This window comes from Streptomyces sp. adm13(2018) (assembly GCF_008042145.1).
Classification (GTDB): Bacteria; Actinomycetota; Actinomycetes; order Streptomycetales; family Streptomycetaceae; genus Streptomyces.
Map to the genome: position 1 here is coordinate 336,827 of NZ_RDBH01000113.1, position 11,041 is coordinate 347,867.

Sequence of the window (11,041 nt, forward strand, 5' to 3'; positions counted from 1 at the left end):
ACCAAGGGCAGAAGACTTTGATCACTTCGACACTCGGCGTGCGCAGAGCCGTGACCGTCACGGTCACGGCCTCGGCCGTGCTGGCCGGCGGCCTCTTCACCGGTCAGGCGTACGCCGCGCCGCCCACCCCGTCGATCACCGCCCAGGGCGGTTTCGTCATGAACAACGGGACGGGGGCGACGCTGTTCGGGAAGGCCGCCGACACGCGCCGGTCGACCGGCTCGACCACGAAGATCATGACCGCGAAGGTGGTCCTGGCCCAGCGCGGCCTGAACCTCGACGCCAAGGTCACCGTCCAGAAGGCCTACAGCGACTACATCGTCTCCAAGAACGCCTCGTCCGCGCGGCTCATCGTCGGGGACAAGGTGACGGTCCGCCAGCTCCTCTACGGTCTGATGCTGCCGTCGGGCTGCGACGCGGCCTACGCGCTGGCCGACAAGTTCGGCACCGGCACCACGCGGGACGCGCGGATCAAGTCGTTCATCGGCAAGATGAACACCGAGGCCAGGAACCTCGGGATGCGCAATACCCACTTCGACTCGTTCGACGGAATAAGCAATGGGAGCAACTACTCCACGCCCCGCGACCTGACGAAGCTCGCGAGCAGTGCGATGAAGAACTCCACCTTCCGCACCGTGGTCAAGACCAAGTCCACGAAGCAGAAGGTGACCACGAAGACCGGTGGGTACCGGTACATGTCGTGGACCAACACGAACAAGCTGCTGAGCACGTACAGCGGCGCGATCGGCGTGAAGACCGGTTCGGGTCCGCAGGCCAAGTACTGCCTGGTGTTCGCGGCGACCCGCGGCAGCAAGACGGTCATCGGCACGGTGCTCGCCTCGTCGAACGAGACGAACCGGGCGAACGACGTCAAGAAGCTGCTGGACTACGGCTTCGCCAGGTAGGCGACCGTACGGAGGGACCGGCCGTCGAACCGCCGGTCCGCCCCGGGGCCTGTCTCCCGCTCGTCGGGAGACGGGCCCTTCCCCGTGCCCGGCGCGGTCGGCAGATGCGCGGAGGCGTCGAACACGAAGGCGTCAGGGGATGAAGACCTTCACGGAGTCGTCCGCGCCGTCGTTGCGGTTGACGCCGACGAAGAAGTCGCTTCCGACGTGGGTGATGTCCTCGATCTCGTCGAGCAGGTTCCTGCCCGGGATGCCGATGTCGCTCTCCACGTCACCGCCGGACCAGTTGTACTGGTACACCCAGTTCCATCCGGTCTCGGGCGTCGAGGTGTTGATGGACCTGGTGTTCCAGATGTAGTTCTCGGAGCAGTCGATGCCCTGGTCGGAGCGGTTGTCGTGGCTCGTCAGGTTGCTCTTCACCAGAGTCCAGCCGCTCGTCAGCGCACCGGTGCCGGGGTGGGTCCACAGGTTGCCCGCGCGGCGGGCGGCGTACTTGCCGGCCCCGCCGGCCGCCGTGGCGCTGTAGCAGAGGCCGCTGATGTCGCCGATGGGCAGGTGGACGACCTCGGTCGCGCCGATCGCTCCCGACGCGTCCAGGTGGACGATCGCCACGTCGTCGCTCGGAAACGCCGACTGGCTGCCCTGGGTCGCGATCACGGCGGGGCCCTGGCCCTGGTAGTTCGGGTGGTAGGCGAGATCGTTGCCGTGGCCGAGCGTGGGGATGGAGGTCGGCGCCCCGGCGCAGGTCCAGCTGGTGCCGTCCCAGGCAGAGCCGTCGCGCAGCCACCTGGAGAGGACCGGCGCCTCCCCGCCCGCCTTGGTGAAGACGATGTAGAGCTGGCCGCCGGCCCCCGCGACCATGCCCTGCATGACGGTGCGGCCCGCCCTGCACGCGCTGCTGGTCGGGATGGTGAGGCGCTCCGCGCCGCTCCGGTCCTCGGCGGCGTGGGCGGGCGTCGTCGCGGTGACGGCGATGCCGGTCATGACCGCGAGTGCGGACGCGAAACTCAGAAACTTCCTCATTGGGTCCCCCCTGGTGGCTGGGGAGGAGGCTAGCACCATGGATGTACCGTGCATCCGGGCGGGCGTCGACTCCTCCCCTGAGCCGTCGTCAGGAGAAGTCGAGGCCCCCGGTGCGGGTCCGCTTCAGCTCGAAGAAGTCCGGGTGGTTGGCCAGGACCCGGAAGCCGTCGAAGAGTTCGGCGGCGCGCTCGCCGCGCGGGATGGCCCGCAGGACCGGGCCGAACCAGACGGTGCCGTCGACGTGGATCGTGGGGGTGCCGACGTAGCCGTCGACTTCGGGGTCCTTGCCGGCGTCGTGGCTGCGGCGGACGGCCTCGTCGAAGGCCGGGTCGTGGGCGGCCTCGGCGAGCGCGGCGGGGAGGCCGAGTTCGGCCAGCGCTTCGGCGATGACGGCGTCGAGGTCCTCCCGCTTCTGCTCGTGGATGCGGGTGCCGTACGCGGTGTAGAGGGGGCGCAGGATCTCCTCGCCGTGCTGCTCGGCGGCGGCCGCCGCGACGCGGACGGGGCCGATCGAGGCGTCGATGAGGGCGCGGTACTCGTCGGGCAGGGTGTTGCCCTCGTTGTGGAAGTAGAGGCTCATGACCCGGAAGCGGAGGTCGAGGTCCCGCTCGCGCTCGACCTCGAGGATCCACCGGGAGGTGATCCAGGCGAAGGGACAGGCGGGGTCGAAGTAGGTGCGGGGGGCGGCGGCGGGATGGTTCTCGTCCTGCGGCTGGATCTCGTGGGTCGTCATGGAACAAATCTAGCCAACCTTTGGCCTGTCACTCTGGTCCACTCGGCCTCCTTCCTCGTGGGCCATTCCCTCAGGCCCCGCGGGTCATCTCCACCAGCTTGACCACCGTGTTCCAGTTCCGGGCGGTGACCACCAGCCCCTTGACGGTCTTCGGCCGCGTCAGGACGTCGCTCAGCCGGGACCCGCCCAGGCCCTCGGGGACGTACAGGTAGACGACCCGGTCGCCGAGGGCGAAGTCCTCGGGCGCGAACGCCGCCCGGTCGATCGCGGCGAAGCGCTCGGGGTCGGCCCTGCCGGAGAGGTAGAGGGCGTGGAGCTGCTTCCCGTCCAGGGCGGCCGCCGGGAAGGGGCAGTCCTCGACCACCGAGGCCAGGTAGTCGGCGTCCCGGACGAGGCAGTCGACGCGGAAGCCGAAGCGGTCCTCGATCGCCTCCTCGAGCGCGCCGGTGAGCGCCTCCGGGTCGGCGCCGGGGCCGGTGGTGAAGACAGCGTTGCCGCTCTGCAGATGGGTGCGGACGTCCTGGTGTCCGAGGCCCTCCAGGACGGAGCGGAGCTCCGGCATGGGGACCTTGCGGTGGCCGCCGACGTTGATGCCGCGGAGCAGGAGCGCGTAGGTCTGCGTCATGGGTTCAGAGTAGGGCGGGCCACCGCGCCTCGTGGGGGGCGGCACGGTGGCCGGTTCGACCCTGTCCGATCAGGGGGAGCCGCGAGAAGACCCGTCACCCATCTGTGACTTGTTCAACAAACTTTCGTAATGCTGAAACCCTGCCGACCCGCTCATTTGCGTTGATAGCGGGCGAGCACCCGGTTGCCGTCCTCCACCAGGCGCCGGGCGAGTTCGGCGCCGTCGATGGCCCCGCTGTAGTACTCCTGGAAGGCGGGGGTGGCGACCTTGTCCTTCCACTCCGGGTAGCCGCGCACCGACTGCGCGGGGGCCGGCCGCAGCCGTTCGGCCAGGGCGGTCCCGGTGGCCCAGCCGTCCCGGGCCGTGCGCAGCGAGGGGTCGGCGAGTGCGGTCGTTCCGGTGGGCAGCATCCAGTCGCCGCGGGCGAGCCGCACCATGTTCTCCGGGCGGAGGAAGAAGTCGAGGAACGCGGCCGCCTCCTTCTTGTGCGGGCTGTCCTCGGCGATGGACAGGGTCTGCGGGGAGACGCCCTGGGTGAGCCCGGCGTCGCCGGCGGGGGCGGGCAGGACCGTCCACGCGAATCCCGCGGGGGCCTGCTGGGCGATCTGCTGCCGGTAGGCGAACCCGAGCGGGACCATGGCGTACTTCCCGGCGAAGAAGCCGGGGAGCGTGTCGGAGCCGCCGCTGCCGAGCGTGGTGCGCGGGGCGGTGCGGTCGGTGACGACCTGGTCGTGGATGGTGCCGGGGACGACGGCGTCGGCCTCGGTGAAGCGGACGGTCACCCGGCCGTCCGCGGCCCGGTGGAAGAGCTGCCCGCCGGCGGAGAGTCCCAGGTTGAGGCTGACGGAGACGGGCTCCTTGAGCGGCCAGGCGACGGCGTGCCGGCCGGGGCCCATGGTGCGGGTGAGGTCCTGGGTGATCCGGCGGAACTCGGGCCAGGTCCAGGGGTGCGCCGGGGTGGGGAGGCGGACGCCGGCGGCTTCCAGGATCGTCCGGTTGGCGATGATCACCCGTGGCTCCTGGAGGAACGGCACGCCGTAGACCCCCTCGCCGAAGGTGGTGGTCTGCCAGCCGCGGGCGGGGATGTCGGCGCGGAGCCGCTCGGACAGCAGCGGGCGGAGGTCGGCGAGGTCGCCGCCGTAGGCGAAGTCCGCGAGGTCGTCGGAGGCGTCGTGGATGATGTCGGGCGCCTCGCCGCCCTCGAAGGAGGTGAGGAGCTGGTCGTGGACGGAGTCCCAGCTGCCCTGGACGTACTCGATCTGTACGTCGGGGTGGGCGGCGTTCCACTCCCGGACCAGCTCGCGGTTGGCGTCGACGGACTCCTTCTGCCAGGCGAGGGACTGGAAGCGGAGCCTTACGACCCCGTCGCCGGAGGTGTCGTCCCCGGCGGTGCAGCCGGTGAGGAGCAGGGCGAGGGCGGCGGCGAGGGCGAGGGTCCGTCGTCTCATGACTTCACCGCCCCGGCCAGGGTGCCGCCGGTGATCCGCCGCTGGAGGAGGCCGAAGACGACGAGGGAGGGCAGGGTGGCGAGGAAGGCCGCGGCCGCCAGCGGGCCCAGGTCGGCGACGCCCTCGGCGCCGAGGAAGTGGGTGAGGACGACCGGCAGGGTCTGCTTCTCGGGGGACTTGAGCAGGACGAGCGCGAAGAAGAACTCGTTCCAGGCGGTGACGAAGGCGAAGAGGGCCGTGGCGACGACGCCGGGGGCGAGCAGCGGGCCGGTGACCGAGACCAGGGTGCGGAGCCGGCCCGCGCCGTCGACCGCGGCGGCCTCCTCCAGTTCGGCGGGGACGGCCCGGACGTAGCCGGTCAGCATCCACAGGGCGAAGGGCAGCGACCAGACCACGTAGACCAGGACGAGGCCGAGGACGCTGTTCACCAGGTGCAGGTTCTTCAGGATCAGGAAGAGCGGGATGATCACGAGGACGAACGGGAAGGCCTGGCTGATCACCACCCAGCCGGTCGCGGCCGAGGCGAGCCTGCCCCGGTGGCGGGCCGTCACGTAGGCCAGCGGGGTCGCGACGGCCACCGCGATGACGGCGGCGGCGACCGCGGCGACCAGGCTGTTCCCGGCGGCCCTGAGCAGCGGCTGCTCGTCGAAGGCCTGCCGGAAGTTGCCGAGGGTGGGGTCCTTCGGGATCCAGGTGGGGTGCAGCGAGGCGAGTTCGGGGGCGGGCTTGAAGGCGGTGGAGACCAGCCAGAGGAAGGGGAAGGCGAGGAAGACGAGATACGCGAGGAGGGCCGCGTACTGGCCGGCCCGCGCGGCTCTGCTCGTCCGGAAGGCGCTCACCGGTCCTGGTCCCCTTTCAGCCGTCGTACGAGGGAGAGGGCGACGAGCACCGAGACGGCGGCGACCATCACGCAGCCCATCGCGGCGGCGTAGCCGAACTGTCCGTAGCGAAAGGCCTCTTCGTAGGCGAAGAGCATGGGGAGCCGGGTGCGGCCGCCCGGTCCGCCGCTGGTCAGCACGTAGACCAGGGCGAAGGAGTTGAAGTTCCAGATGAGGTTGAGGGCGGTGATGGCGAGGGCGACCGGCCGGAGGGCGGGCCAGGTGACGGTGCGGAAGCGGCGCCAGGCCCCGGCTCCGTCGAGGGCGGCGGCCTCGTGGAGTTCCCGCGGGGTGTTCTGGAGTCCGGCGAGGAGGGCGACGGTGGTCTGCGGCATGCCCGCCCAGACGCCGACGACGATGACGGCGGGGAGGGCGGTGGCGAGTCCGGAGAGCCAGTCGCGGCCGTCGCCGAGGCCGAGGTTCCGGACGGTCTCGTTGAGGATGCCGGCGTCGGGGTTGTAGACGAGCCGCCACATGATGCCGACGACGACCTCCGGCATGGCCCAGGGGACGATGGCGAGAGCGCGCGCGAGCCAGCGGAGGCGGAGTTTCTGGTCGAGCAGGAGCGCGAGGCCGAGGGCGAGGAGGAACTGGGGGACGGTGACGCCGACGGCCCAGACCGCGCCGATGCGGAACGAGTCCCAGAAGAGGGTGTCGTGCAGCAGGTCCTGGAAGTTGAGCGTGCCCACCCAGCCGGTGGCCGTGGTGCGGCCCGACTGGGCGTCCGTGAAGGCGAGCGCGATGCCGTAGAGCAGGGGGCCGACGCTGAGGACGAGGATCGGCAGCAGGGCGGGGAGCACCAGGAACCAGGCGCCGAGGTCGGGGCCGCGCGGGCGTCCGTCGCGGGCGCCGCGCGGGGGGCGCGTCCGGCCGGGCCGCTTCGTCGCGGTCAGTGCGCTCACCGGTCTGACCCCCGTCCGCCCGCCCCCGGCGGGCGCCGCGGGAATCCCGCCATGGTCCTGACGGTGCCGGGGACCGTCAAGGCGATCTCCGCGGTGAGCAGCGCGGATGGGACACTTTGGCGCAATCACACGGGTCGCCGTCGTACGGACCGCGACCGCACGGGTACGGGAGAGGTCGATGGACGAGGCGCGGGCGCGGGAGATCCTGGCCGCCGCGGGGCTGCCGGTGGCGGAGGCGCGGCTGCTGGCCCTGGGGGAGAACGCGGTCTTCGCCGTGGGCGGGCTGGTCGTGAAGGTGGGCCGGGACGCGGAGCTGTGGGAGCGGGCGGAGCGGGAGATGGCGCTGGCCGGCTGGCTGGCCGGGGCGGACATCCCGGCGGTGCGGGCCGCGGAGGAGCGGCCGCGGCTGGTGGAGGGGCATCCGGTGACCCTGTGGCACCGGCTGCCCGATGCCGTGCGGCCCGCGGAGCCCCGTGATCTGGCGCCGCTGCTGCGGCGGGTCCACGCCCTGCCGGAGCCCGGCGGGTTCACGCTGCCGCGCCGTGAGCTGCTGGGCGGGGTCGAGCGGTGGCTGCGGCTCGCGGGGGACGCGATCGATCCGGCGGACGCGGCGTTCCTCCGGGAGCGGCGGGACGCTTTCGCCCCGGCGGCGGCGGCGCTGACGCCGCGTCTGGCGCCGGGTCCGATCCACGGCGACGCCCTCCCCCGGAACGTCCATGTCGGCCCCGACGGCCCGGTCCTGGTGGACCTGGAGACCTTCTCCTCGGATCTGCGCGAGCACGATCTGGTGGTGCTCGCCCTGTCCCGTGACCGGTACGGTCTGGACCCGGCGGCCTACGAGGCGTTCACCGGGGCGTACGGCTGGGACGTGCGGGAGTGGGAGGGGTGCGCGGTGCTGCGCGGGGCGCGGGAGACCGCGAGCTGTGCGTGGGTGGCGCAGCACGCGCCGACGAACCCGAAGGCGCTGGCCGAGTTCGAGCGGCGGGTGGCCTCGCTGCGGGACGGCGATCCCGAGGTCCGCTGGTACCCGTTCTGACGTGACGGGCCTGGCATGCCGGACCGGTCGGGCGGTCGGACGGGAACGGCTAGCCGGCGACGGCGACGGCCTCGCGCAGGGGCCAGCTGGATTCGACGACGGCCTGCTCGTCGCCCTTGCGGCGCAGGAAGGCCTGGAAGTTCTCGGCCCAGGCGCGGTACCAGCCGATCTGGCGCTCGTGGAGTTCGGCCGGGTCAAGTTCGGCGACCTGGCGGTGCCGCTCGGCTATCGCGACGGCGACCCGGACGGCGGCGAGCGCGTCGGCGGCGGCCTGGTGGGCGGCTTCGAGGACCACCCCGTACTCCCCGCAGACCGCTTCCAGGTTCCGCTTGCCGCGCCGGTAGCGGTCGACGGCGCGGTCGATGGTGTAGGGGTCGACGACGGGTCCGATGGGGACGCCGCCGAGGCGCTCGCTGAGCGAGGGCAGTCCGTGCCGGCGCAGTTCGGCCGAGAGCAGCGTGAGGTCGAAGGAGGCGTTGTACGCGACGACCGGGACGCCGTCCTCCCAGTAGGCGGCGAGGGCGGTGGCGATCTCGTCGGCGACCTCGCGCGCCGGGCGGCCCTCGGCGGCCGCGCGCTCGGTGCTGATGCCGTGGATCGCGGAGGCCTGCTCCGGGATGCGGATGCCCGGGTCGGCGAGCCAGTCCCGCCGCCGTGCGATGTGTCCCCCGCCGTCGACCTCGATGATCGAGGCCGTCACGATCCGTGCCTCCAGCGGTTCGGTGCCGGTCGTCTCCAGGTCGAAGCCGACCAGCGTCTCGCCGTGCCAAGCCATCGGGTCCTCCTTACGTGATCTCCCCCGTGGTGCTAGCCACCCTCGCACGCACCACTGACAACGCCCTCCGCCTCCCCCGTCGTCGGGTCAGGAAACAGGCCGGGAATCGAGCCAGACGGACTCGAACTCCTCCCGGTATGTCTCGAAAAGTCCGTGATCGCCGTCACGCATGCCCTGCCCGTGACGCACCACGTTCCGCCCGCCGCCGCGCAGGACGAGGACCGGCGCCTCCATGCCCCGGGCCCGGCGCAGATAGGACTGCACGACCCCGACCCCGTCGGGTCCGTCGCCGTCGACCAGGTAGGCGGTGAAGCGGGGCGTCTCGTCGAAGACGTGGATCTGGAAGGCGCCCGGGTCGCGGAGCTTGGAGCGGACCCGGCGCATGTGCAGGATGTTCATCTCGACCGAGCGGCTCAGCTCGCCCTTCTTCAGGCCGAGTTCCCGCTCGCGCCGTTTGACCGCGCTGCTCGCCGGGTTGAGGAAGAGGAGCCGGGTGCGGCAGCCGGACTCGGCGAGCCGGACCATGCGTCGGCCGGAGAAGTTCTGCACGAGGAGGTTCAGGCCTATGCCGGTGGCGTCGAGGCGCCGCGCCCCGCCGAAGAGGTCCTCGGCAGGCAGCTGCCGCTGGAGCCTGACCCGGTCGGGGTGGACGGAGACCACGTCGGCGTACCGGTCCCCGACGAGGTCCTCGACCGCGTCGACGGGCAGCCGGTCGGCGGAGGGCACCCCGGCGCCGCCGCCGAGGATCTCCAGGATGCGGGCCGAGGCCCGTTCGGACTGGGCGAGGACGGTCAGCGAGAGGGCCCGGTTGCGGGAGACCACGTTCCGCGTGACCTCCAGCTCGTCCAGGGCGAGCTCGACCTCGCGCCGGTCGTCGAAGTACGGCTCGAAGCAGGGCCAGTGCTGCACCATCAGCTCGCGCAGCTGGGGCAGGGTGAGGAAGCTGAGGACGTTGTCGTCGGCCGGGTCGAGGAGGTAGCCCTTGCGGCGGGACACCTCGCGCACGGCGACCGCCCGCTGGACCCACTCCTGGCCCGCCGGGCCGGCCGCGGCGACCACCCAGTCCTCGCCGTGCACGGGCTCGTACACGGGCCGCAGGACGGCGGCGACCACGGCGCGCAGCCGCTGCTCGACGAGATTGAGCCAGATGTAGGCCCGTCCGGCGCGCTGGGCGCGGGTGCGGACCTCGCTCCAGGCCTCGGCGTCCCAGTCGAGTTCGGCCCCGATCTCCACCGGGCGGGCCACGGTGACCGTGCCGGGCGGCACGGCTCCCGGCGGCGCGACGGCGCCGGGCGGGGCCTCGGCGGGACCGGCGGGGCCCTTCTCCTGACCCGGATCCCCTGGGGGCAGCTCCAGACCTCCCGAGCTCACCCGCGCACCGCCTTCTGCTCCTGGACGCCCGTGTCGACCGGTCCGACAACGATCAAGGAAGGGTACTCCGGGAGCGGGAGGCGGTGCAGCAGGATCGTCAGGCTGCTTGCTCAACTCCCCAGATCGGGTTGTCCGTTCTGGGAGGCGAGTTCGGGCGGAGTGAGCGGATTCATAGCGGTTACGTCCCGGGGGGCGAGCTGGAAGCCCTGCCAGTGCACCGGCATGGGCTGCTGGTCCTCGTCCCGGGCGACGTGGTGGAACCCGATGTTGACCCAGACGGTCGGCTTGGTCAGGGTCTCGCCGTTGACCCACTTGTCCACGCTGTCACCGGCGTTGGGCGGGCAGCCGCCGATGTTGTCGCTGGCGAACTTCTCGCAGGCGCGGGCCTGCGTGAAGTACACGTCGTGCTTGGTGAAGCCGCGTCCCGCGTGGGTGTCGGTGTGGCCGGGCACGATCTCGTAGGAGCGGGCGTGGCCGTCGGCGTTCTTGCCGGTGCCGCTGACCACCCGCCACCAGCGCATGTTCTTCGCGTCCCCGGCGAGTTCCTTGGTGACCGGGGTGCGCACGGTCTTCACGGTGGGCCCGCCGCCGCCCGGGGCGGGCGCGGTGACGGTGGAGTCGAACTGCTCGACGCGGTCGTTGGTGGAGCCGTCGAGGCCGAAGTCGAGCTTCCAGAAGACGTTGTGGGCGTGGCTGGTGGCGTAGGAGCGGGCGCCCTTGCCGATGGGCCAGCCGCGGCCGTCGGTGGCGTTGTAGTCGACCGGCGAGAGGCTGCCGGTGGCGCCGACGTTGGCGCCGATGGTGCCGTCCGCGGAGAAGCGCCATTCGGAAATGTACTCGTACCAGCCGACCTTGTTCACCGTGTAGACGAGGAGGTCCTTCGCCTGGGCCTGGTAGACCTTGCCGCCGTTTTCGCTGGCCATCCGGTAGGCGTGGCCGCGCGCCCGGGTGGTGGTGCACAGTCCGGTGACCTGGCCGACCTCGGGGACCTTGACGGTGGTGAGGGTGCCGCCCGGGCACTCGGCGGGCTTGAGGTTCTGGAGGCCCCACCCGAAGCCGGCGCCGGTGAGGTCGTCGTACTCGGCGCCGCCGTCGTCGTAGGGCACGTGGATCTGGGCGAGCCGGGCGCTGGCGAGGACCTTGATCGGGGCGGCCGCGCCGGGCGGCTGGTACGTCACCTTGTCGAGGGTGAGTCCGGCGTCGGTGTCGTAGCGCCAGCACATGCGCCAGGTGGCGCCGCCGTCGAGCTTCTGGGTGATGCGGTAGGCGTCGGAGCAGGCGGCCTCGGGGACGACGGGCGTGCGCGTCGGGGACGGCAGCGGCACCGCGGGGGTGCGCGTGGGGC

General features: G+C 72.0%; 11 protein-coding genes. 2 read left to right on the top strand and 9 right to left on the bottom strand.

What is annotated here, in order from left to right:
• The first annotated feature begins 38 nt into the window (after positions 1–38).
• Positions 39–905 carry a D-alanyl-D-alanine carboxypeptidase family protein gene (locus tag EAO70_RS11560; protein WP_148002892.1) on the top strand — a complete coding sequence of 289 codons (867 nt, stop codon included), beginning with the start codon at positions 39–41 and terminating at the stop codon, positions 903–905.
• A 132-nt stretch (positions 906–1,037) separates the two neighbouring features.
• Here the strand turns inward: EAO70_RS11560 and EAO70_RS11565 are convergent, their stop codons facing one another.
• The 6 genes from EAO70_RS11565 to EAO70_RS11590 form a co-directional block, all read right to left on the bottom strand.
• The gene (locus tag EAO70_RS11565; RefSeq protein ID WP_148002893.1) at positions 1,038–1,928 is read right to left on the bottom strand and encodes a hypothetical protein; all 891 of its coding nucleotides are present in this window, start codon (positions 1,926–1,928) and stop codon (positions 1,038–1,040) included.
• Positions 1,929–2,016: 88 nt separating this feature from the next.
• Positions 2,017–2,661, bottom strand: coding sequence for a DsbA family protein (locus EAO70_RS11570; RefSeq protein WP_148002894.1), 645 nt, complete (start codon positions 2,659–2,661; stop codon positions 2,017–2,019).
• 70 nt (positions 2,662–2,731) lie between these two features.
• On the bottom strand, positions 2,732–3,286 hold the full coding sequence (locus tag EAO70_RS11575; RefSeq protein ID WP_148002895.1) for a DUF1697 domain-containing protein: 555 nt from the start codon (positions 3,284–3,286) through the stop codon (positions 2,732–2,734).
• 152 nt (positions 3,287–3,438) lie between these two features.
• Positions 3,439–4,734, bottom strand: a complete 1,296-nt coding sequence (locus tag EAO70_RS11580) for an ABC transporter substrate-binding protein (protein WP_148002896.1) — start codon at positions 4,732–4,734, stop codon at positions 3,439–3,441.
• Positions 4,731–5,573, bottom strand: a complete 843-nt coding sequence (locus EAO70_RS11585; RefSeq protein ID WP_148002897.1) for a carbohydrate ABC transporter permease — start codon at positions 5,571–5,573, stop codon at positions 4,731–4,733. Before EAO70_RS11585 ends, EAO70_RS11580 begins: the two co-directional genes overlap by 4 nt.
• Positions 5,570–6,514 (bottom strand): carbohydrate ABC transporter permease, encoded by a 945-nt coding sequence (locus EAO70_RS11590; protein ID WP_148002898.1) that lies wholly within the window; start codon positions 6,512–6,514, stop codon positions 5,570–5,572. The genes EAO70_RS11585 and EAO70_RS11590 overlap by 4 nt, the downstream gene beginning before the upstream one ends.
• Before the next feature lie 178 nt (positions 6,515–6,692).
• Between EAO70_RS11590 and EAO70_RS11595 the strand changes: the two genes are divergently transcribed.
• A complete protein-coding gene (locus tag EAO70_RS11595) occupies positions 6,693–7,550 on the top strand; it encodes a phosphotransferase enzyme family protein (protein ID WP_148002899.1) in 858 nt (285 codons plus the stop codon).
• 49 nt (positions 7,551–7,599) lie between these two features.
• On the opposite strand, the gene EAO70_RS11600 is transcribed toward EAO70_RS11595, so the two are convergent.
• From EAO70_RS11600 to EAO70_RS11610, 3 genes are all read right to left on the bottom strand, one after another.
• Positions 7,600–8,325, bottom strand: a complete 726-nt coding sequence (locus tag EAO70_RS11600; RefSeq protein WP_148002900.1) for a 3'-5' exonuclease — start codon at positions 8,323–8,325, stop codon at positions 7,600–7,602.
• Between the two features lie 87 nt (positions 8,326–8,412).
• Positions 8,413–9,696 carry an SAV2148 family HEPN domain-containing protein gene (locus EAO70_RS11605; protein ID WP_148002901.1) on the bottom strand — a complete coding sequence of 428 codons (1,284 nt, stop codon included), beginning with the start codon at positions 9,694–9,696 and terminating at the stop codon, positions 8,413–8,415.
• Positions 9,697–9,806: 110 nt separating this feature from the next.
• On the bottom strand, positions 9,807–11,041 hold a 1,235-nt coding region (locus EAO70_RS11610; protein WP_148003020.1), incomplete at its 5' end, for a copper amine oxidase.